The sequence below is a fragment of the Pseudoalteromonas sp. CST2 genome (assembly GCF_028599385.1).
Taxonomy (GTDB): Bacteria; Pseudomonadota; Gammaproteobacteria; order Enterobacterales; family Alteromonadaceae; genus Pseudoalteromonas; species Pseudoalteromonas atlantica.
On sequence record NZ_JAQREO010000002.1, the window covers coordinates 153,766 to 178,036 of the forward strand.

Genomic DNA, 24,271 nt, shown 5'->3' on the forward strand with positions numbered 1-24,271 from the left:
AATTAGTCATCACTTGCGCCAAGAAGGTGCAGTAATGAAGTAAATAAGTTATACACATTTAAGTATAAAGATACTGTAGCACGGATGTAGTTTGTTTCACCGCCGTTAATAATACGGCTAGTATCAAACAAAATTAAGCCAGACATAATTAACACAACCGCAGCGTTAAGCACCATAAACATTAGCGAGCTGCCAATGAAAATGTTAACTATGCTAGCAACAATAACAACGATTAAGCCGACTGTTAAAAAACCACCCATAAATGAGAAGTCTTTTTTAGTGTTTAATGCATAAGCCGATAGACCAAAAAATATTAATGCAGTTGAACCAAGGGCCTGCATAATAAGCATTGGACCATTAGGCATAGCCGCGTAGTAGTTAAGTAGTGGGCCAAGGCCTGCGCCCATACAGCCTGTAAAAGCAAATACCCAAAATACGCCTGAAGCTGAGTCTGCTTTTTTGTTTACAACAAATAATAAACCAAACGAAACCAGTGTGAACACAATTCCCATAAAGTAAGGTAATTGTAATGCCATTGAAATACCCGCCGTAACAGCACTAAATGCTAATGTCATGGCCAGTAAGAAATAGGTGTTTTTAAGTACCTTGTTTGTTTCAATGGTCGACATTACCGGTTTAGCGGTATTGTACGAATGATTAAATGCCATTGTAGAGCTCCTTTAAGTGAAACATGTTTGTTTCGATAATTTAACTAAAATTAGATTACCAACTCTTATATGTTTGGGCAAACCTTTGTAGATCAATAGAGTGTTATTTTTTAATTAAAGTTCATAAAAGCACCAAAAAGAAAGTTTTTGTTTTATCTTTAAACAAATTAATTGTTTTTTAAGCACTTAAACAATTTTTTTAAAAAAAAGCTTCACAAAGCCAATGGGTTTCCCTATTATGCAGGCCGTGCGGAGAGATGGCAGAGTGGTCGAATGCACCGGTCTTGAAAACCGGCATAGGTTTGTAGCCTATCTAGGGTTCAAATCCCTATCTCTCCACCACCTAATTACAATAACTATGAGTACACTCTTACTTGTAGTTTATAGCACTTTCGGAGAGATGGCAGAGTGGTCGAATGCACCGGTCTTGAAAACCGGCATGGGTTTGTAGCCCATCTAGGGTTCAAATCCCTATCTCTCCACCATTATATTAAAGCCCGCTTAAAGCGGGCTTTTTTGTATCTACGCTTTATGATCAGGCCACCTTTAGGTTTTCTCGCTTATTTCCCCATTTCGGTTTGCTATTAGCCGCTATTAATAGATCATTAACATATTAATGTGTTACTTTTATTTTTTAGATTTTAAAATTGGTAATTAAAATAGTATGTTGTGGCTCAAGGATGATTTATCTTCAAGAAAACTTATTGTTTATCGTGCAATGATGTTCTCGTTGGTAACGTTGTTTGTCTTATTTGTATTCCAGCCTTTTGGCACAATTAACGATACATCGTCATATAAAATACTCAGGCTTTCAGGCTATGGTTTAGTCACTTTTGTTGCGTTGCTATTATCGGGCTTTATTGAAATAGTGCTGTTACGTTATGATTTTTATAAGCCACTTCGTATTATGCTTATAAGCGGCCTTTATATTTTAATTTGCGCTTTATTTAACCACGCTTATTTTGTTGTGGCGTTTTTAGGAAAGTGGCATTGGCAAAATCAGATGCTGTTTATTGGCTATATATTTGCTATTGGCGCATTTCCGCTAATTTTTATGTATATGTTAAATCGCCATGTTAGTCAGTTTAGCATTGATGAAACACCACAGCCGCAACAAAACAAGCAAAGTGAAACCCTTCCTTTAGAGCTAGAGCAAATTACGTTAGTGGGCGATAATAAAAGTGATGCAATCAGCATAGCATTAGAGCGTATTTTGTTTATAAAAGCGGCTGATAATTATTGCGAAATTAATGTTTATGATGGACACGCAATACAGCAAACTCTATTGCGTATTTCCTTAACTCGCTTACTTAAACAGCTCTCGATTAACTCTGCAATTATTAGGTGCCATCGCTCTTATGCAGTTAACGTAGCCTTTATTCATTCGTATAGTGGCAACGCTGGCGGCTTGCAATTGACACTTAAAAATACACCTTTACCCGTTCCTGTATCGCGCAGCTACGTAAATAATGTAAAAGCGGCTTTGTTACTCACCCCAAGTGCTTGTTAGTCATCCCAAATACTTGTATTTGATACCTAAAAATGTTGTTAATCCCTAACTGTTCGTAGTTTTACGATGGAGTAGGCATGCTTAAGTTGAACTAAAAAATACAACTTAAGAAGGTTACTATGAACATTATTTTAAAATCACTGTTAGTGATAGCCACGTTTGTTTTTTGCCATTACATAATGAAAAGCTTTTGGGGTAGCGAATGGACGAAAATATTAACCCAGGCCGATGCGTCTACTGATGTTTTATTTATCCCCGCTAAATACCTATTTTTATATGCTCCTTTGTTAGTGCTAACCACTTTGCTATTTAAAAGAGGTAACATGCTTGACGCAATTGGCCTCAACCCCGCTGGCTTTAATAACTATACCTTTGCAGCTTTGCTGTGCTGTGTACCTATGACACTTGGCTATGCATATTTAAGTAATAATTTAAATTTATCTTTGTCTGGGCTAATAACAGGCTCAATCTATGCTGGTTTTTTTGAAGAGCTAATATTTAGGGCGGCTTTATTTGGCGCTTTATACCGATTTTGCCGCTGGGGGTTCATTCCCGCAGCGTTGATAAGCTCGGTGGTATTTGGAGTAGGGCACATGTACCAAGGTGGCGATGCCATTTCTGCACTAATGGCGGTCGCAGTAACCACCGTTGCGGGTACTTGGTTTGCGTGGCTTTATTGTGAGTGCGGTTATAAAATTTGGTTTCCTATGTGGATGCATATTTTTATGAATGCAGCTTATGGCATTTTTAGTATGTCGGGTGGCGCAGTGGGTGATTTGCACGGCAACCTTTATAAAGCCACCGCTATTGTATTAAGTATCGTGTATGTAGAAGCACTGATCCGCCGAGGGAAAAAACGCGAAGTCACTATGTCCACATTATTTATAAATACATCAGCAGCGACGCTTAATAACCCGATCAAACCGCAGATTAGTGCCGCAGGCTAAATGGGTAAATTAGCCATTAATTGAAGAACGCATTTATATTGAAATCTCAAGGCTAGGTTTTATTGAAGATAGCGCCTGTAAAGTAGTGAGCTTTGCCTTACAGGCGAATAAGCAGCTCAAAGTAAGTGTGGGCTGGCAGCACAATGCGTGTTTGTTTTTTGTTAGCAAAACCATTTATTAAACCATTCACTAAACAGCCCAACATAAATTAAATCTTCAAATTATCACATCTTGCAAAGGGGGTTAAATACCTTTGCTATAAACGCTAAGGTATATTTTTATAAAATTAAAATGCCTAGTTACAGCAGTTTAAAGAGTGCTTGTTTTCCCATCATAAATTACGACCATAGTCTCTGTTTCTAACCTTAAGAACTTGGTGCATGCTTAAGATAATGTTTGTAGTGTGTATTTAGGAACTTATATGAAACATCAACTAGCCAAAAGTGTCGCGCTTTCTTTATTATCCCCTGTGATTGTTGGTAGTTTACTTGGCCTTTATTATGGGCTCACTATGAATGGCGATGCGGCTACCATTTTTTTACAACTACTGATGAGTGCAATCGCGAACGCACATATTGTTGGACTGACTATGGCCGCTTTTGTCGTACCGGGTTATTTGCTTATGTTTAAGTATGCAAAAGTGAATTATTCAGGTGTACTGACTCTTGGGCTGCTCGGTGGTGCAATATTTAGTTATTTACTTAGTGCTACAACAGGCGAGATATTTTTAATTAATAGTGTAATGGCCGCTTTTGCCGCAGGACTATTTTTATTTGGCCTGCGTAAAACATCAAAAAAATAATTGCAGAAATATTAATCAAGCGCGCTGAAAAACGGCGCTATTTCTGTTTTTTTGCCTGTAAAAGGTTTCAATTTTTCACGACAAAGAGTACCTTTAGCTACTGTCTGTTTAATAAGAAGTAGTTTGGTATGCAAAAGCACGATTTTTACCAGTCATTAGTTAAGCAAACTGAATCACTAATTGCTGGTGAATCTAATGTCATTGCTAATATGGCTAACGTAAGTGCGCTATTATTTACCTCTTTAGAAGATGTAAATTGGGCGGGCTTTTACTTTATGGATTCGCCAAGTGAATTAGTGCTTGGGCCTTTTCAAGGTAATCCAGCGTGTATTCGTATCCCTGTTGGTAAAGGGGTGTGTGGTACGGCTGCAGCAACGTTAGAAACTCAACTAATCGAAGATGTACATGCGTTTGATGGCCACATAGCATGCGATGCAGCGTCTAACTCTGAGATTGTTGTACCTATCATGAAAAATGATAAAATAGTTGCTGTTCTTGATATCGATAGCCCAACTATTGGTCGATTTGATACTGATGACCAAGCAGGTCTTGAAGCATTAGTTAAATGCTTAGAGGCAAGCTTATAATGAAAGACTTGCTAAATGTTCAAGACTACCTATTCGCAGTACAAGATGTAGGCGATTGGGAAGGGGAAGAAGAACATGTAGCGGAAACGCTCAATGATTTGATTCACATAGCCTGGGATAAACTTCCAGATGATTTAGATTGTGAATCAATCGATGAAATAATAAATGGTATTTGGGAACACCTTCGAGGTGATTTGGCTGTACTTGAAGCCGACTTCGAAGAGTTAATCGACTGGGTAATACACTACGTTGACTCGTCCCTTGATGAAAAGATGTGAAAAATAGGTTCTAAAATGGAAACCACAAACAAGCTAAAAGATATTAATGAAGTGCTGGAATTTCTTTATCAAGAATTTCCACAATGTTTTAAACAAAAAGACGGTATTAAACCGCTTAAAGTCGGTATTTTTAAAGATATTGCCGAGCGTATCGAAGGGTCTGAAAAAGTAAGTAAGACTCAAGTACGTCAAGCGCTTAGAAAATACACGTCTAACTGGCGTTATTTAGAAGCTGTGACTAAGTCAGAGTTTCGTATTGATCTTGATGGCAATCAAGGTGAAAAAGTTGAGCAAGAGCACATTGACCACGCTCAAAAAGCACTAGAAGAAAGCCGTGCTAAAATGGCAAAACGCAAAAAACAACAGCGTCCACGCCAAGATTCAGATTCTAAATCTTTCAAGAAAAAACCAGCCCACGCTAGCAAAAACAATGCACAAGCTAACAAACCAGCTAAAGCAGCCCCTGCTAAACGTTCAGGAAAAGTTGAACCTTTACCTGCAAGTGAGGTCAAGGTTAATAACAAGGTTAAGGTTAAACTTGGCCAAGCACTTGTAAATGCGGTAATTACTGAAGTAAACAAAGACGAAGTTCATGTTGAATTAGTAACTGGCATGCAAGTTAAAACCAAAGCTGACAGCTTATACATTATTTAAGTTGTAAATAAATTAAGGAGTTGTGTATGAGTAAAAAGTTTACGCTCATTCCGTTAGTTGCTGCCCTGTTTTCGGGTTCTTTATTCGCTTCCGTAGAAGCGGCAAAACTTGAAGACTTGCCTGTACTTAAACAAGAAAGTCAACATGGCACTGCCAGCAAACGAGTGGCTAACTTATTTGCTCGTTCACACTATACACCGGTTCGATTTAACGATGCGCTTTCTAGCAAAGTGTACGATCGTTATATCGAATCCCTTGATTTTAATAAAAGTGTGTTTTTAGCAAGCGACATTGCTGCGTTTGAAAAATACCGCAACGATTTTGATAATGCGATTACCACCGGTAAGCTTGGCTTTACGTTTGATATTTTTAACTTAAGCTTAAAGCGCCGTTTTGAACGTTATGATTACTCTTTATCATTACTAGATAAAGAAATGACGTTTGATAAAGACGATGAATACTTTTTTGACCGTGAAGATTCAGCGTGGCCTGCATCGCAAGCTGAGCTTGATGAAATTTGGCGTGAACGCGTTAAATACGATGCCTTACGTTTAAAAATGACAGGCAAAGATTGGGAAGGGATCAAAGAGGTCCTTACTAAGCGTTATAAAAATGCACAAAAACGTTTAGTGCAAACAAATTCAGAAGATGCATTTCAAATTGTAATGAACTCGCTAGCGCGAAGCATTGAGGCGCATACGTCGTACTTATCGCCGCGCCGCGCAGAACAATTTAAAATGGATATGGACTTAGAGCTTGAAGGCATTGGCGCCGTTTTAAGCCCAGATGAAGATTACACCGTTATTCGTAGCTTAGTACCAGGTGGACCTGCCGATAAAACAGAGCAGCTAAAAGCTGACGACAAAATTATTGGTGTTGCCCAAGATCAAAAAGAGTTTGTTGATGTTATTGGCTGGCGTTTAGATGATGTAGTTGATTTAATTAAAGGCCCTAAAGGCACTAAGGTACGTTTACAGTATCTTAAAGGCTCTGATGCACATGGCACGCCTAAAGTAGTTGAAATCACCCGTGATAAAATTCGCTTAGAAGATAGGGCTGCTAAATCTGAAGTATTTGAAGCGAGTTATTCAAATTTAACTTCAAAAATTGGTGTTATTGAGATCCCAGGCTTTTACAATAATCTTTCAAAAGACGTTAAAGTTGAATTAGCTAAACTTAAAGAAGAAAACGTAGACGGTATTATTATTGATTTGCGCCAAAATGGCGGTGGATCATTATATGAAGCTACACAGCTATCAGGCTTGTTTTTTGACCAAGGTCCGGTTGTACAAATTCATACATTAAATAACCGTATTGAAGAGCAAAAAGACCGTGACGGAATTACCTACTACGATGGCCCATTAACTGTTTTAGTTGACCGTTACAGTGCTTCAGCCTCTGAAATTTTTGCCGCCGCAATGCAAGACTATGGCCGCGCAGTAATTATAGGCGAGCAAACCTTTGGTAAGGGAACGGTTCAGCAGCACAAAGGCTTAGGTCGTGCGTACGATTTATACGACAACGACTTAGGTAGCGTACAATACACTATTGCTAAGTTTTACCGTATAAACGGCGGCAGTACTCAACATAAAGGGGTTATTCCTGATATTTCATTCCCTTCGGCGATAGACCCAGCAGAGTGGGGCGAGAGCAAGCAAGATAATGCATTGCCGTGGGATAGCATAGTACGAGCTAAGTATAATAGGCAGGGTAATTTAACGCCTGTAATCACTTATCTTGAAAAACAGCACGAAGTACGTATTAAGTCAGAGCCAGAGTTTGGTTACGTATTTGATGATATTGCCCGTTACAATGAAGAGAAAGACCGCAAAACTATTTCTTTAGTTGAAGCAGACCGTATTAAAGAAAAAGATGAAAATGAAGCACGTACTCTAGCGCGCACTAATGAGCGTTTAAAGCGTTTAGGTAAAGAGCCAATAGAAAACCTAGATGATGTACCTGAGGTAATTGAAGAGCTTGACCCTTTCTTAGAAGAGGCAGCACTGATCACTCAAGATTACATTAACTTTGGCCGTATCGCTAAAAAATAAACACGTGTTTACCCCGTTTAAAAGGCGCTTTTTGCGCCTTTTTTGTTACCTAAATTTCGCTAAATTGCTATAATCGCGAATTACTAAATTGAGTTACATTACTGTGGCTTAAAAAAGCACTGATACGCTAAAAATAATAAATAACCACGCCACGATATGTGGTGTGCAGGAGTCACTATTTTGAAGCCTTTAGAAAAACCGATTAAACCCGCCTCGTTTTTTGATGCACTTGTTCCTATCACTGTTTTAATTTGCCTTTTAGGCGCAGCGGTATATTTATTTGGCGATAACTCGTCATCAGGTCCTAACCAAATAGCGTTATTATTTGCCACCTTTGCTGCGGCACTAATAGGGCTAAAAAATGGCTATACGTGGAAAAAGCTTGAAGAAGCCATGATTGAAGGTATTACCTTATCATTGGGGGCTATTTTAATTTTATTAATGGTGGGTGCCTTAATTGGTACTTGGCTGTTGTCGGGCACCGTGCCAACGCTTATTTATTATGGCTTACAGGTTATTAACCCAAGCTGGTTTTACGCTGCAAGCTGCTTAATTTGTGGCATTGTTGCAATGAGTATAGGTAGCTCTTGGACCACAGCTGCCACCATAGGTGTGGCGCTTTTAGGGGTGGCAACCGGGTTAGGGCTTGATCAAACTGTGACGGCAGGGGCGGTTATTTCGGGTGCTTACTTTGGTGACAAACTCAGTCCGCTTTCTGAAACTACTAACTTAGCACCGGCTGTTGTTGGAGCTGATTTATTTGAACATATTCACCACATGTTATGGACTACTGTTCCTAGCTTTGTCATTGCATTAATCATTTTTATATTTATGGGCTTTAATGCAACGGCTTCTAACGAAGCCGGCAGGATTGACGAAATAACAGCGATTTTAGAGCAAAACTTTAATATAGGCTTTGAAATGTTAATTCCATTAATTGTGCTGCTAGTTTTAGCTATTAAAAAAATGCCAGCGTTTCCGGCTATTTCAATTGGCGCTGTAATTGGTGCTGTGTGGGCAATGTTGTTTCAGTCTGATTTAATTGCGACACAAATCGACCTTTCTCAGGGTGAGTTGGTTGGTTATTTTAAAATTATTTGGACGACTTTTTTCGATGGTTTTAGCATCGATACAGGTGATGACAAAATGGATTCACTACTCAGTGGTGGTGGAATGGCAGGTATGTTAACTACAACATGGCTGATCATGACGGCTCTTATGTTTGGTGCCATTATGGAAAAAACCGGCTTATTAGATATTTTTGTTAAGAGCATTTTAAAAATTGCAAAAAGCACGGGCTCGCTTATTACATCAACCATTGCTACTTGTGTGGGCACAAACTTAATAGCGGCTGATCAATACATTGCTATTGTAGTGCCAGGTCGTATGTTTAAAGAAGAATATAAAAAGCGTGGTTTAAAGCCCGTTAATTTATCGCGTACTTTAGAAGATGGCGGCACAATAACAAGCCCGCTAATTCCGTGGAATACCTGTGGTGCGTACATGCAAAGCGTTTTATTAATAAACCCATTTGACTATGCCTTGTATGCTTTCTTTAATTTAATTAACCCTTTCTTAGCCATTATTTACGCGTACGTAGGCATTAAAATTTTACGCATTGAACCCAAGCAACCTGCTTAAATCTAAATAGCTCCTTTTTAAGGAGCTTTAGTTGGAGTAACTATGACTGTTTCAGCAAAGCCAAAAGCGCAATACTTAAAAGACTACACTGCGCCTAATTTTTCTATAGAGCACACTGAACTCACTTTTGACTTACAACCACTAAATACAAAAGTGACGGCGCTACTAACACTTAAAAGAACAACAAATCAAAATTCAGCGCTTGTGTTAGATGGCATAGACTTACAATTAGTGGAGCTGCAAGTAGATAATGTTGCTTATACTAATTATAAGATTGAAGGTGAGCACCTAATCATTAATGATTTACCTCACACATGCCAGCTTAAAATTGTTACAGAAATTTCTCCTGATACAAATACCTCTTTAGAAGGCTTGTATTTATCTTGTGGAGCGTATTGCACGCAATGTGAAGCGCAAGGTTTTAGAAAAATCACCTACTTTTTAGACCGCCCTGACGTGCTAAGCACGTACGATGTGACGATTATTGCTGATAAAAGCTTTAAGCATTTACTGTCAAATGGTAACCAAATTGACAGTGGTGAAACAGCTGATGGCCGCCATTTTGCTAAATGGCAAGACCCATTTAAAAAGCCAAGTTACTTATTTGCATTAGTAGCTGGTGATTTTGATGTACTAAAAGACACCTACACAACAAAAAGTGGGCGCGAAATTGAGCTTGCGTTATTTGTTGATAAAGGCAATTTATCGAAAACACCACATGCAATTAACTCATTAAAAAAAGCCATGCATTGGGATGAAACGCGCTTTAACCTAGAATACGACTTAGATATTTACATGATTGTTGCCGTAGACTTTTTCAATATGGGAGCAATGGAAAACAAAGGGCTAAATGTATTTAATAGTAAATGCGTATTGGCTAACCAAGAAACCGCCACCGATAAAGATTATCACACGATAGAGTCGATTGTTGGTCATGAGTATTTTCATAACTGGACGGGTAACCGTGTTACCTGTAGAGATTGGTTTCAGCTATCGTTAAAAGAAGGGCTCACAGTATTTAGAGACCAAGAATTTAGTAGCGATTTAGGCTCACGCGCACTTAACCGCATTGATGCCGTTAAAGTAATGCGCACACATCAGTTTAGTGAAGATGCGGGGCCAATGGCGCACCCAATTCGCCCTGAAAAAGTTATCGAAATGAATAACTTTTATACCGTAACGGTTTACGATAAAGGGGCTGAAGTTATTAGAATGATGCACACCCTGTTAAGTGAGGTTAACTTTCAAAAAGGGATGCAGCTTTACTTTGAACGCCATGATGGTCAAGCGGTTACCTGTGATGATTTTGTTGCTGCAATGAGTGATGCTTCAGGCATAGATTTAACGCAATTTAAGCGTTGGTATAGCCAATCAGGTACACCACGATTAAATGCAACACAGCACTATGATCACGATAAGCAACTTTATACTTTAACAATTGAGCAATCATCTCCGCTAAATCAGCCAGATAATAAGAGCCTGCACATTCCATTTGCCATCGAATTATTAGATGAAAATGGGCAAAGTATTGCACTTACTTATCAAGGTGAAAAACGCGACCACGTGCTTAACGTAACTGCGCCAACGCAAACGTTTTACTTTGATCAAATACCTGCTCGCCCAGTGGCTGTACTACTTGAAGATTTTTCTGCGCCCTGTATTTTAAGCCAGCAAAATTCAGAACCTGATTTACTGCATATTATGCGTTATGCGCGCAGCGATTTTTCGCGTTGGGATGCGCAGCAGCAATTATTTATTAATGCAGTTAAGCAAGCAGTTAACGCACCTGAACCCGCAACATTAAGTGAAAACGTTATTAATGCACTACGTGTGTTAATAAGCGCACAAAGTGGCGATTTAGCACTGGTAGCAGAGCTTATAAAACTGCCAAGCTTTGACACCTTTGCCGCTGAGTTTGACATAATTCCTGTTGACGAAATCATTACAATCACAAGATTGTTTGAGCAACAGATTGCCGAGCAATTATCTGATGAGCTTTTACATTGTTACAGCTCGTTAGTAGATGATGGCAGTATAAATCCAGATGCAGTGGCTATAAGAGCGCTTAAAGGTGTTTGTTTACATTACTTAGCTAAAATACCTTCTGAGCAAGTTGACCGCTTTATCAAAGAATCGGCAGATTCACCGAATATGACCAATGTTTTAGCCTCATTAAGTGCGGTAGTAAAAGCATCACACCCATTAAGAACAACGTTGTTAGATCATTTTGATAGCCAGTGGCGTCATGATGTTTTAGTTATGGATAAATGGTTTGCGCTGCAGGCTATGCAATCTGGTGATGATGCTATTGAGAATATAAAAGCGTTGTACGCGCATCCTAGCTTTGATTTTTCAAATCCAAATCGTGTACGGGCATTAGTGGGCAGCTTTAGTCATTTTAATACCGCACAATTTCACCGAAAAGATGGTGAAGGTTACGTATTATTAGGTGATTTACTTATTAAGTTAAACGCGATTAATCCGCAAAATGCCTCTAGAATGTTAACGCCTTTCATGTCGTGGAAACGCTTTGACACAATCCGTGCTCAAGCAATGAAAGCACAGTTGCAACGCTTAGCAAACCTTGAAGGATTAAGTGCTGATTTATTTGAAAAGGTTGAAAAAGCGCTTAATTAAATGATTGAGTATTACTTCTCTTTACACCTGAGCTATAACAAATGTATGGACTACTACCATGGTCGTTTTAGCTCAGTACAAGTGGTTGAGGATAACGGTAAAACAATACGCTTTGCCGCCTCGCACTTACGCCCTTACATTTCATCTATAGGAATAAGAGGGCGTTTTAGACTTTTACTTACCCCCGAGAATAAATTTATTCGCCTCGAACGTATCGCCTAACCTGCTGTTTTTATGTTATAGATACATAAAAATATTATCTTTTTGTTAATTTCAATTTGTTCTATTGTTAATTTACGTGTATAAATTATCTGGTATGACGTCTTACCAATACGTAAACGTCAGCTCAAAAAATATAATAATTGATTGAACGCGACCATTTGTAATTTTTTATAATCGCTTCTATCGTTAAGATTACACTAAAAACAATAACTTGATCACACATAATTACCCACGACAGGGGGGATACACAATGATAAGAAGATCGCTTTTTGTTAAAAACAAAATAGCTATAGGTTTAGCAGCCGCAAGCTTAGGTTTATCTGCAGCAGCGAATGCAGCAAATTTTGAGGTAGGGGGCTTTGATGTTACCTTCGACTCAACTTTTTCCTATGGTCAAAGCGTCCGTGTTGAAGACAGAGATTTCGACATTATTGGTAAAAGCAATAATCCTGCATTTGATTGGACTGGGTATAATCCTTCATTAAATACAATTTATTCTTCTCAAGATGTTTGGGCTCAACCAGGCTCTTACTCTAATAATGGCGATGCAGGTAATCTTAATTTTGATAGCGGTGATTCGTTTTCAAAATTATTGAAAGGAACACACGACCTTTCAATTAGCAAAGATAACTACGGTTTATTCACACGTTTTATGTACTTTTACGATTTTGAGTTAATGGATGGTGATAGAGCCTACGTTAACCCAACCTCAGGACAAGGCGTAGATCCATGTGATGATGACGACACAAAAGAGCAAAGCTGTGCCGACATCCGTTTATTAGATGCCTACGTTTGGGCAAATTTTGACTTAAACGATGGCAATAACCCGCTGTCAATTCGCCTTGGTCAACAAGTAGTTAACTGGGGTGAGAGTACACTTATCTCTCATGGTATTAACGTAAACCCGGTCGATATTGACCGCTTAAAAGCGCCTGGTGCTGAGCTTAAAGAAGCATTTATTCCTGTAGGTATGCTTTGGGCGTCATTAGGGATCACTGAAAATATTACTTTAGAAGGTTTTTATCAGTACCAATGGCATGAAACACGCCTACCGGCTGCGGGTACTTATTTTTCTACCAATGACTTTGCAGCAGAAAACGGCTATCAGCAAAATGTACAGTTAGGTTTTACTTCAAACCCTGACATTGATATGGCCTTTTTAACCGACAGCCTTAATAACCTTTATACTAATTTTGCTCAGGTAGCCGCTGCACAGGGTATTGACCCAACAAGTGCTGAAGGCCAAGCCCTGCTTGCAAACATGTATTTAGCTCATCCAACTAAAGTTGCGCTTAAAGGTAAAGGCGATAACGGTAAAACAGAGCCAGATGACGGCGGCCAATATGGTTTACGTTTAGGTGTATTTTTACCAGAGTGGAACGACACAGAAGTGGCGTTATACCACGTTAATTACCATAGTCGACGTCCGCTAATTTCTGGTCGTGTATCTAACTTTTCTCAAGCTGCCATCGCACAAGATTTAGCGATGATTGCAACAACAGAAATTACAGATGACAACGTGGCAGATTTAGTTGCGTTTTCAAAAGCAGAAAATGATTACCCAGAAGATATTAAACTTTACGGTTTAAGCTTTAACACCACAATTGGCGAAACTGCGTTTGCTGGTGAGTTTGCATTTCGTAAAGACGAACCATTACAAATAGACGATGTAGAGCTACTTTATACCGCCATGCCTGAACAATTGGCGCTTGCCGGTATTCGCCCAGACTTTGCGGGTATTTCGCAAATGAGTTTTGGTGATGCGATTAGCTCTGTAGCGGCAGGTGAAGTTGCACAAGGTTATATTGAACGCGACACATCACAAATTCAGTTTACTGCAACACATTTATTTGGCCCGTCATTAGGTGCTGATAGCTGGGCTGTAGTAGGTGAAGTAGGTGCTGTTAAAATTCATGATATGCCTGACTACGACGAAATGCGTTTAAATGTGTCGGGTACAGGTCGAAGTGGTGTGATCACAGGCCCAGGCACTACTGACTACACAACATTACAACTAGGCCTTTCTAATGGCCCAGAAGAAAAGTCGTTTGCAACGGCATCATCTTGGGGTTACCGCCTAATTGCTAAAGGTGATTACTTTAACCTTTACAATGGCATTAACTTCTCTCCACGATTTGTATTTTCTCATGATGTAAACGGTAACACACCTGATCCTATGTTCTTGTTTATTGAAGACCGTAAATCGTTGGGTGTAACGATGAACTTTAATTACCAAAATGCATGGTCACTTGATGTGAGCTACAACTCATTTTGGGGTGGTGGCGATATCAATACTTTCTCAGATCGTGACTACGTTTCTTTCAATTTAAAATATTCAATTTAGGGGTAATATTAGTATGATTAAAAAACCTACCCTCATCGCTACCGCTTTGTGTAGCATGTTTTTAAGTTCAGCGGCAATGGCAAAAATGAGCGCTGAAGAAGTTGCACGTTTAGGACAAGACTTAACGCCATTTGGCGCAGAAAAAGCAGCCAATGCTGATGGGTCAATTCCAGCGTGGAATGGCGGTATTACATCTGCACCAGAAGGTTATGAACCAGGGATGCACCATTTAGACCCGTATTCTGCGGACAAAGTGTTGTTTACCATTGATAAAACAAACCTTGATAAGTACAAAGCTAATTTAAGCCCTGGCCAAATTGCTTTATTTGAAGCATACCCAGATACGTTTAAAATGCCTGTTTATGAAACGCGCCGCTCTGCGTCTTACCCACAGTTTGTATACGATGCAACAAAAGAGTTTGCTGCAACGGCTGAGCTTATTGAAGGTGGCAACGGAATAAAAAATACCGCAATTGGTATTCCATTTCCTATTCCTAAATCTGGCTTAGAAGCTATTTGGAATCACTTATTACGCTATCGTGGACAATCAATAGAGCGTTTTGGTGGACAAGCTGCACCCACCGCATCGGGTTCGTACAATTATGTTGGCTTTGATGAACAACTATTGGTTAAATATTCAGATCCTAAAGCGACTCCTGCAGAGCTTCAAGACTCAAACATTTTGTTTAAATTTAAGCAAAAGGTGACAGAGCCAGCACGCCTTGCCGGTACAGCGCTACTTGTACACGAAACCATGGATCAAATTTTAACGCCTCGCCAAGCGTGGACATATAACTCAGGTCAGCGTCGTGTTCGTCGTGCACCAAATGTTGCATATGACGCTCCAGGTACAGCCGCAGATAGCTTACGTACTACTGATGATTTTGATATGTTTAATGGCTCACCTAACCGTTACAACTGGACGTTAAAAGGTAAGCAAGAACTATATATTCCGTACAATAGCTACAAGTTACACAGTGATAAACTAGAGTACGACGATATTTTAAAACCAGGCCACATTAACCCAGAGCATACGCGTTATGAAAAGCACCGTGTATGGGTTGTTGAAGCTAACTTAAAAGATGATACACGCCATATTTATAAAAAACGCGTGTTTTATATTGATGAAGATAGCTGGCAAGTACAAGTGACCGATATTTATGATAATCGCGACCAGCTTTATCGTGTAGCAATGGCATATGGCTTAAACTACTACGAAGTACCTACGCAGTGGAGTACCTTAGAAGTGTATCATGATTTAAATTCGCGCCGTTACTTAGCTATTGGTTTAGATAACCAAGAAAAAATGTACGACTTTTCAGAGTCGTTTAACGATAACGAATTTACTTCAAGCGCATTACGCCGTGAAGGTAGATAACAACGTAATATGCAGCTAACAGCCCGTTAGCTGCTTTTTTCTTTCTCATCGCGTTTGTCTATACGACACGCAGGATTTTCCTCAGCAAACAGACAAACAATTCTTCAGTTCAAGGCGATTAAAATTTATGAAGTATTTGGTATATGCCAGCCTGATCATAAGCGGTGCGAGTATTGCACAAGATGCACCTCAGTATGCTATTAGCGCAATCAACGCAAATAAAACCCTACTAACTGATATTACCAATACAGGTGCAGGTTTAGTGGCTGTAGGTAAGCACGGTACGGTAATAACAAGCAAAAACGCTGAGCAATGGCAGCAAGCGCAAAGCGTCCCTACACAGGTATTGTTAACGGCTGTCGATTTTTCTAATGACACCCACGGGTGGGCGTGCGGGCACGATGCCACCATAATTAATACCACCGATGGTGGTTTAAATTGGCAATTACAACAAGCAAAGCCAGAGCTTGATAAGCCGTGTTTAGATATTTACTTTGAAGATGAGTCAAATGGTTTTGCTGTGGGCGCTTATGGCATGTTTTATCAAACCAGTGACGGCGGCAAGCATTGGCATAAACGCTTTTTAGACTCTTTACTGTTTAGTGAAGACAGAGAGTATTTGAATGATTTAAAAGAAAATGATCCTCAAGGCTACGAGGCCGAAACAGCATCTATACTGCCTCATTTTAACCGTATTGAAAAAACAGACAGTGGTTTGATGTTAGTCGGTGAAATGGGGTTAATGGCCAAAAGCAGTGATAATGGCCAAACATGGCAACGCCTTGATGAAATTTACCCAGGTTCTTTTTTTGCGGTAGCATCAGATCCGCAGCAAGAAATTGTGGCAGGGCTCAGAGGAAATGTATTTGCTAAAAATAAAAATGAACAACAATGGCAGCATTTTGAAAATGTTAAAACGGCCACGGTTAATAACATTATAAATTATAATAATGAGCATTGGTTACTGCTGGCAAATAGTGGTGTGATCTTTCATTTAAAAGACGGCTTACTTACACATGAACAACGCCCCGATGGTAAAGCTATTCTTGATGGCGTAATAATTAATAATAAATTAGTCATGGCAACAGAAGATGGCATTAAAGTGAAGGAGTTAAACCCTTAATGCATACGTTTTTAGATTTTTTAGAAAAGGCGGTGTTTAGACACCGTACTATCATGTTGATCGCTTTTGCGCTAATCACATGTTTTTTAGGCTATAAAGCCACTCACATTGAACTAGACGCCTCGTTTAACAAAAATATTCCGCTAAATCATGAATACATGAAAGTGTACACCAAACACGAAAAACAATTTGGTGGCGCAAATAGCATTTTAATTTCGGTGTGTGATGACAGTGGCAACATTTTTAACCCCGAATTTTTCACCCAATTAAAAGCAGTACACGATCAACTGTATTTTATTCCTGGTGTAAACCGCCCATTAGTTAACTCTATTTTTGCGCCCAGTGCGCGCTTTGTCGAAGTGGTTGAAGATGGTTTTGCTGGCGGCCCAATTATTCCTGCAAACTTTAAAGCTGACCAAAAAGGTTTAGCGGTAGTTAAAGAAAACATTGAAAAAGCAAAAGTAGTAGGGCGAATGATTGCCAGCGATTACTCATGTGCCATGGTGACCGCGCAGCTACTCGAAACCGACCCGCAAACTCAGCAAAAGCTTGATACACTCGCATTTGCAGATAAGTTAGAAACGCAAGTAAGAGAGCCTTTAAGTACAGATAAAGTCAGTATTCATATTATTGGATTTGCCAAAATGGCCGGCGATATTGCTCAAGGGGCAAAAGGCGTTGTGCTATTTTTTGCTATTGCCATTGGTTTTACCTTTATTATGGTATGGCTATTTTGTGGCAGTTTAAAGCTCACCATTTTACCTATAGCGTGTTCAATTATTGCCGTAATCTGGCAAATGGGTTTGCTGTCGAGTTTAGGCTTTGGACTCGACCCTATGTCTATATTGGTACCATTTTTAGTATTTGCGATTGGTGTAAGCCACGGCGTGCAGATGATCAACGCCATTGGTAAAAAAGTAGGTGAGGGAAAAAGTACCCGCATTTGTTGTCAATCAAGCTTTAGAGCATTACTTGTACCTGGTGGTATTGCGCTGCTTTCAGACACGGTGGGCTTTTTAACCCTGCTGACTATTGATATAGGTATTATTCGTGAACTTGCTATCACAGCAAGTTTAGGTGTTGCGGTTATTATATTTACTAATTTAATTTTATTGCCAGTGTGGGCCTCGTATATGAATTTTGCCAACACTGTGCATATTCAATCAGGCGATGCGCAAAAGCCAAATATGCTAGATGCGATACGCGATTTATTAGTAAAAGCCACAGACCCTAAAACCGCAAAAATGATTATTGGTTTTACGCTGGTGTTATTTGCATTAGGTTACTGGCAAGCAGATAAAATGCGAATTGGTGATTTACATGCAGGTGCGCCTTCGTTGCATCAAGATGCTCGCTACAATCAAGATACTTTTTTAATATCGGACAAATACACCATTTCGTCGGATATTTTAAAAGTGATTGTTGAGGCTTACCCTGCGGCGTGTACAGAGCACGATGTAATGGCGCGCATTAGCCGTTTTCAGTACAAGGTAGAAAACGTGCCAGGCGTACAATCGGCGGTTAGTTTAAGCTCTGTGGCGCAGTCGGTTAACGCAGGTTACAACGAAGGTAACTTAAAATGGCAAAGCTTGCCGCGTAATTCAGCCAGCTTAGTGCAATCAACAGCCCGTGTAGAAACAAGCACAGGATTACTCAATGGCGATTGCTCAGTCATGCCGGTGATTATATTTTTAGATGATCACAAAGCAAATACAATCGATACCGTTATTCAACGTGTTAAGCAATTTGCACAAGAAGAAGGCACAGACAAGTTAGCCTTTAAGTTAGCGTCTGGGCCTGTAGGGGTTATGGCGGCAACAAACGAGTCTGTTTCTGCGGCGCAAATTCCGATGATGCTTTACGTTTACGGCGCAGTTATTATTTTGTGTTTGTTAAGCTTTAAGAGCGTAAAAGCGACAATCGCAGTGGTATTACCTCTGTATATTGTATCAACTCTTGCACAAGCACTTATGGTGCAATTAGAAATTGGCTTAACGGTATCTACTTTACCTGTTATAGCCTTAGGTGTAGGTATTGGTGTGGATTACGGTATTTATATACTTTCTTCGATGATGGGCCAACTTAAGCAAAACGTACCGCTGAGCGTGGCGTACCGTAATGCCCTTGTTGAGCGTGGCAGTGCTGTATTGTTTACCGGTATTACCCTTGCGATAGGTGTGAGTACGTGGATATTCTCTGATCTTAAGTTTCAAGTAGATATGGGAATACTGCTTACCTTCATGTTTTTAGTAAATATGTTAGGTGCGGTACTACTATTACCCGCAATTGGTAGTCTGCTGTGGACCGACCAGAAAAAATAAAGTGAATAATTGTGCTCCTAAATGACCTGTAATGGTCATTTATATCTATATTTTGTGAATAGATGACCAAATAGCTGAAATGCTTAAAATGTTTTCATCGAAAAGGCTGTTTATTAGTGCTAAAAGGGTTAGAATTTAACTGACTCCACGCTAATAAATGGCTGTACAAATATTCTGCTTAACTAAAAGCAGTAATAGATTAAGGAACATACAATGACACGAAATGAAGGCCAAGCCTCGGTTATCCTAGATAATGTCTGTAAGCTTATCCAGAAAAAAGTTCACGCTGATAATGTGTTACTCGTTGAGAAATTCGCCAAAGCCTTGTACAGCAATATGTCTAAAGAGGATTTGGCAAATCGCAATGATAGTGACCTATACGGTGCTGCACTCAGCCTTTGGAATGCACTAGAAAAAAACACCACGGACGACGCAGTAATTCGCGTTTTCAACCCTGAAGTAGCAAAAGATGGCTGGCAGTCATCACATACAATTGTAGAAATTATTGCTAAAGATATGCCATTTTTAGTAGATTCTGTTCGTATGGCTATGACCCGTGAAAATATAGCTTCTCACTTATTACTTCACTGCCCACTAAAAATTCAGCGTGACGATAACGCTAAAATTTCCGGTTTATCAAATTTAAAAGCAGAGCAAGAATCGAGCTCTACTAAAACAGTGTTCTTTATTGAGATTGACCGCCAAACCGATGCATCTGTTATTGCTTCTTTCAAAAAAGAGCTCGAATCAGTATTGGTTGATGTTTCTATTGCGGTAGATGATTGGCAGCCAATTCGCGAAAAATTAGTCTCTGTTACTAAAGAAGTACCAAAACGTAAGCACAATAAAAATAAAAACGAAGTATCTGAAGCCGTAGAGTTTTTAGATTGGCTGGCTAAAGATAACTTTACTTTAATGGGTTATCGCGAGTACGAGCTTACCCCTGTACAAGGTGATTACCAGTTAAAAGGTAAAATGGACACAAGCCTTGGCCTGATGAAAAATTCAACCGATGAGCACACACGTTTATTATCTGAATTACCAGAATTTGCTCGCCAAGAAGCCCTCAGCAGTAACTTATTAGTATTAACAAAAACGAACTCTGTATCGCGCGTTCATCGTCCAGCGTACATAGATTACGTTGGTATTAAACGCTTTGATGATGAAGGCAATGTGGTTGGTGAAGACCGTTTTATCGGCCTATTTTCATCAAGCTTTTACAACAACAGCGCAGCAGATGTGCCTGTTCTAAAAACTAAAATTAACCGTATCATGGATATGTGTGACTTTGCTAAAGGTACCCATGCCTACAAAGCGGTACTTAATATTTTAGAAACGTACCCACGTGATGAATTAGTTCAAGCTCGTGAGAGCGAGTTACTCGAAGTAGCAATGGGTGTTTTACAAATTCAAGAGCGTGACATGTGTCGCTTGTTTGTGCGTAAAGACGCCTACGGACGTTTCTTCTCTTGTATGGTGTACGTTCCGCGTGAGCGATATAACACAGCGCTGCGCCGAGAAACACAAGACATTTTAGCTAACGCCTTTAATTCTGACGAAAAAGTCGAATTTACTACCTATTTCTCTGAGTCAACACTGGCGCGTACACATTACACCGTTCGTGTGACCGATAACAATATCGAATATAACGTGAAAGACATCGAAAACAACCTAGTAGAAGCTGCTCGTACATGGGAAGATAAATTACAATCTGCACTGTTAGAGTCAGCAGGGGAAGCCCGCGGTAATGAGCTAAATCGTAAATATTGCAACGCGTTTGCACGCTCTTACAAAGATGAAGTACTACCAAGTGCTGCGGTTGTAGATATTGAAAAACTAGAATTGTTAAACGACGAGAACAAGCTAGAAATGCTGTTCTACCGTCCGCAAGAAGAAGCTAACAGCAATATTGTACGCCTAAGCTTGTTCCATAAAGATGAGCCAATTCACTTATCTGATGTTATGCCAATGCTAGAAAACTTTGGTTTACGCGTTGTAGGTGAAACGCCATATTCTGTTAAAACAAGTGATGGTCGTATCAATTGGATCATGGACTTCTCTATGCTGATTGACAGCAAAGGAATGGCCGACTTTGATAAGATTTCTGCTCGTTTTCGCGCTGCATTAACTAATGTATGGGGCAACCGCCTTGAAAACGACGGCTTTAACCGCTTAGTATTAATGGGTGGTTTAACAGGTCGTGAAGCCTCTATATTACGTGCCTATGCAAAATACATGCGCCAAATTGGGGTTACTTTCTCACAGACCTACATTGAGAGTACGTTTGCAAATTACCCGCATATTGCTGCGCAAATAGTTAACTTATTTGCTAAAAAATTCTCAGTAAAAAGCCCTGCAAGTCCTAAAACACTTGAGAAATTAAGTGCACAAATTTACTTAGAGCTTGAAAACGTAGCGAACCTTGATGATGACCGTATTATACGTTTATACGTAGATATGATTGTCGCAACACTGCGTACGAACTACTTCCAAAAAGATGAAACAGGTCAGTTTAAATCTTACGTGTCGTTTAAAGTACAGCCTAGCTTAATTCCTGATATGCCGCTTCCGCTGCCAGCATTTGAGATTTTTGTATACTCTCCGCGTGTAGAAGGTGTGCATTTACGGGGTGGTAAAGTTGCTCGTGGTGGCCTTCGTTGGTCAGACCGTCGTGAAGATTTCCGTACTGAGGTACTGGGCTTAGTAAAAGCGCAACAAGTTAAAAACACTGTAATTGTTCCGGTAGGTTCTAAAGGTGGTTTTGTATGTAAGCAGCTACCTAGTGAACGCGAAGCCTTTATTAAAGAAGGTCAAGAGTGTTACAAAATTTTCATCCGTGGTTTATTAGACATTACCGATAACATTGAGCGTGGTGAAATTGTACCGCCAGCTAATGTAACACGTCACGATGAAGACGACCCATACCTAGTAGTTGCAGCCGATAAAGGTACAGCTACCTTCTCTGATATTGCTAACGGTATTGCTAACGAATACAACTTCTGGCTAGGTGATGCGTTTGCATCAGGTGGTTCAGTAGGTTATGACCATAAGAAAATGGGCATAACAGCAAAAGGTGCATGGGAGTCTGTTAAACGTCATTTCCGTGAAATGGATATTGACTGTCAAACTACCGACTTCACTGTGGTTGCTATTGGTGATATGGCTGGCGACGTATTTGGTAATGGTATGTTATTGTCTAAGCACATTCGCTTACAAGTCGCGTTTAACCATATGCACATATTTGTAGACCCTACACCAGATGCAGCGACCTCTTACCCAGAGCGTGAGCGCTTGTTTAACCTGCCTCGTTCATCATGGGAAGATTACAATAAAGATCTGATTTCAGCGGGTGGTGGGATTTTCTCGCGCGCAGCTAAATCGATTTCTTTAAGCCCAGAAATGAAAAAAATGCTTGGCACTAAAAAAGCAAGCATGACACCGAACGAGTTAATCAAAGCCTCATTAATGATGGAATTTGATTTACTATGGAACGGTGGTATTGGTACTTACATTAAAAACAGCCACGAAACAGACGCTGATGTAGGGGATCGTGCAAACGATGCGCTGCGCATAAACGGTAAAGACCTAGGCGCTAAAATATTAGGTGAGGGTGGTAACTTAGGTGCAACCCAATTAGGGCGTATCGAGTTTGCAGCAAAAGGCGGGCGTGTAAATACCGACTTTATTGATAACGTAGGCGGTGTTGCGTGTTCAGATAACGAAGTAAATATTAAAATTTTACTTAACGGCTTAGTTTCAGAAGGGGATTTAACACGTAAACAACGTGATGAGTTACTTTACTCTATGACCGACGAAGTATCTGAGCTTGTACTTAAAGATTGTTACCGTCAAACACATACATTGTCGATTACACAGTCTAAAGGTGCATCAACTCTTAAAGAGAAGATCCGCTTTATTCATGCCCTTGAAAAAGAAGGCAAGCTAAACCGTGCAATCGAGTTTTTACCAACTGATGAAGAGTTGGCAGAACGCGCTGCAGCAGGTAAAGACCTAACACGTCCAGAGCTTTCAGTATTAGTTTCGTACGCTAAAATGGTGCTTAAAGAGTCTTTAGTAACAGATGAAATTACCGAAAACCCTTACTACCGTCAGCTACTAGTTAAGTCTTTCCCGCGTCCACTGCGTGAAAAATTTAATGACGCGATGGATAACCACCCACTGCGCAAAGAAATCATTGCAACAAAACTGGCGAACAATATCGTTAATGACATGGGCTTAAACTTCATGGTACGCATGAACGAAGAGACCGGTGCTAACGAAGCTGAAATCGCAATGTGCTACTCAATTGCGAGTGAGATTTTTGAAATGCGTGAAACCTGGTCATCAATCAGTGCGCTAGATAATAAAATCCCAGCAGCAGTTCAAACCGAAATGCTGTACCAATTACGTCGTACTGTTCGTCGTGCAACACGCTGGTTCTTACGTCATCGTAATAAGGCACAAACAATTGAACAAGCTATCGAGTTCTTTGCACCAACGTTTAAAGATTTAAGCGAAAACTTAAATACGTACATGCAAGACAAAGAACACGAATGTTTAACTGGTAAAGCAAATGAGCTAGTTGAAAAAGGTGTACCTAAGCAAATTGCTAAGCGTATTATTGACCTTTCTAGCCTGTTCTCTGTAATGGATATTGCTGAAATAGCGCATAATTCAGGCCGCAGTGTGGCGATGGTATCTAATACCTACTTTAAACTTGGCTCGCGTATGGGCTTACACTGGTTCTTAGATCAAATTACTAACCAGCCTGTTTCTAACCATTGGCAAGCACTTGCCCGTGCGTCGTACCGTGAAGAGCTTGATTGGCAACAACGTACGCTTTCTCATGTTGTGCTAAACAGCTTTGAAGGTGACGAAAACGATGTTGATAATCAAATCGATCAATGGATGGCCAGCCAAGATCTGCTGCTACAGCGTTGGAAGCAAATGTTAGCTGAATTTAAAACCTCGCAAAGTCACGACTTTGCTAAGTTCTCAGTTGCACTGCGCGAATTAATGTTGTTAAGCCATAACTGTGATACATCAGGAAAATAATTTAGCTTTAATTGGTTATTTATTCAGTAAATAATCAGTTAATTGTTAAAATT

At 39.8% G+C, this 24,271-nt stretch carries 16 protein-coding genes and 2 tRNA genes; 17 read left to right on the forward strand and 1 reads right to left on the reverse strand.

Annotated elements, in window-relative coordinates:
• Window positions 1-2: 2 nt before the first annotated feature.
• Window positions 3-668 carry a Bax inhibitor-1/YccA family protein gene (locus PSH41_RS03415; RefSeq protein ID WP_054982586.1) on the reverse strand — a complete coding sequence of 222 codons (666 nt, stop codon included), beginning with the start codon at window positions 666-668 and terminating at the stop codon, window positions 3-5.
• A 251-nt stretch (window positions 669-919) separates the two neighbouring features.
• Here PSH41_RS03415 and PSH41_RS03420 point away from each other — a divergent pair.
• From PSH41_RS03420 to PSH41_RS03500, 17 genes are all read left to right on the forward strand, one after another.
• A tRNA-Ser gene (locus tag PSH41_RS03420) sits at window positions 920-1,010 on the forward strand.
• 52 nt (window positions 1,011-1,062) lie between these two features.
• Window positions 1,063-1,153: transfer RNA gene (locus tag PSH41_RS03425), tRNA-Ser, on the forward strand.
• Between the two features lie 179 nt (window positions 1,154-1,332).
• Complete coding sequence (locus PSH41_RS03430; RefSeq protein ID WP_273588322.1) at window positions 1,333-2,178, forward strand: LytTR family DNA-binding domain-containing protein; 846 nt, start codon at window positions 1,333-1,335, stop codon at window positions 2,176-2,178.
• Window positions 2,179-2,297: 119 nt separating this feature from the next.
• Window positions 2,298-3,125: a CPBP family intramembrane glutamic endopeptidase gene (locus PSH41_RS03435; protein WP_273588321.1), complete on the forward strand. Its 828-nt coding sequence runs from the start codon at window positions 2,298-2,300 to the stop codon at window positions 3,123-3,125.
• A 421-nt stretch (window positions 3,126-3,546) separates the two neighbouring features.
• Window positions 3,547-3,927: a hypothetical protein gene (locus PSH41_RS03440; RefSeq protein ID WP_004586715.1), complete on the forward strand. Its 381-nt coding sequence runs from the start codon at window positions 3,547-3,549 to the stop codon at window positions 3,925-3,927.
• 128 nt (window positions 3,928-4,055) lie between these two features.
• On the forward strand, window positions 4,056-4,514 hold the full coding sequence (locus PSH41_RS03445) for a GAF domain-containing protein (RefSeq protein WP_004586714.1): 459 nt from the start codon (window positions 4,056-4,058) through the stop codon (window positions 4,512-4,514).
• Window positions 4,514-4,792: a hypothetical protein gene (locus PSH41_RS03450; RefSeq protein ID WP_004586713.1), complete on the forward strand. Its 279-nt coding sequence runs from the start codon at window positions 4,514-4,516 to the stop codon at window positions 4,790-4,792. Before PSH41_RS03445 ends, PSH41_RS03450 begins: the two co-directional genes overlap by 1 nt.
• A 15-nt stretch (window positions 4,793-4,807) precedes the next feature.
• Window positions 4,808-5,446 carry an RNA chaperone ProQ gene (proQ, locus tag PSH41_RS03455; RefSeq protein WP_004586712.1) on the forward strand — a complete coding sequence of 213 codons (639 nt, stop codon included), beginning with the start codon at window positions 4,808-4,810 and terminating at the stop codon, window positions 5,444-5,446.
• 26 nt (window positions 5,447-5,472) lie between these two features.
• Window positions 5,473-7,497 (forward strand): carboxy terminal-processing peptidase, encoded by a 2,025-nt coding sequence (prc, locus tag PSH41_RS03460; RefSeq protein ID WP_064385143.1) that lies wholly within the window; start codon window positions 5,473-5,475, stop codon window positions 7,495-7,497.
• 180 nt (window positions 7,498-7,677) lie between these two features.
• Window positions 7,678-9,138 (forward strand): Na+/H+ antiporter NhaC, encoded by a 1,461-nt coding sequence (gene nhaC / locus PSH41_RS03465; protein WP_171036153.1) that lies wholly within the window; start codon window positions 7,678-7,680, stop codon window positions 9,136-9,138.
• A 42-nt stretch (window positions 9,139-9,180) separates the two neighbouring features.
• A complete protein-coding gene (gene pepN, locus PSH41_RS03470) occupies window positions 9,181-11,775 on the forward strand; it encodes an aminopeptidase N (RefSeq protein WP_273588320.1) in 2,595 nt (864 codons plus the stop codon).
• Window positions 11,776-11,997: a DUF2835 domain-containing protein gene (locus PSH41_RS03475; protein WP_024033528.1), complete on the forward strand. Its 222-nt coding sequence runs from the start codon at window positions 11,776-11,778 to the stop codon at window positions 11,995-11,997.
• A 250-nt stretch (window positions 11,998-12,247) separates the two neighbouring features.
• Complete coding sequence (locus PSH41_RS03480) at window positions 12,248-14,341, forward strand: DUF1302 domain-containing protein (protein WP_004586707.1); 2,094 nt, start codon at window positions 12,248-12,250, stop codon at window positions 14,339-14,341.
• Window positions 14,342-14,354: 13 nt separating this feature from the next.
• The gene (locus tag PSH41_RS03485) at window positions 14,355-15,719 is read left to right on the forward strand and encodes a DUF1329 domain-containing protein (protein ID WP_024033529.1); all 1,365 of its coding nucleotides are present in this window, start codon (window positions 14,355-14,357) and stop codon (window positions 15,717-15,719) included.
• A 127-nt stretch (window positions 15,720-15,846) separates the two neighbouring features.
• On the forward strand, window positions 15,847-16,842 hold the full coding sequence (locus PSH41_RS03490) for a WD40/YVTN/BNR-like repeat-containing protein (protein WP_273588319.1): 996 nt from the start codon (window positions 15,847-15,849) through the stop codon (window positions 16,840-16,842).
• Entirely contained in the window at window positions 16,842-19,163 is a 2,322-nt protein-coding gene (locus PSH41_RS03495) for an efflux RND transporter permease subunit (protein ID WP_096041646.1), read from the forward strand. The genes PSH41_RS03490 and PSH41_RS03495 overlap by 1 nt, the downstream gene beginning before the upstream one ends.
• 213 nt (window positions 19,164-19,376) lie before the next feature.
• Window positions 19,377-24,218 (forward strand): NAD-glutamate dehydrogenase, encoded by a 4,842-nt coding sequence (locus PSH41_RS03500; protein ID WP_256845021.1) that lies wholly within the window; start codon window positions 19,377-19,379, stop codon window positions 24,216-24,218.
• The last annotated feature ends 53 nt before the right edge of the window (window positions 24,219-24,271 follow it).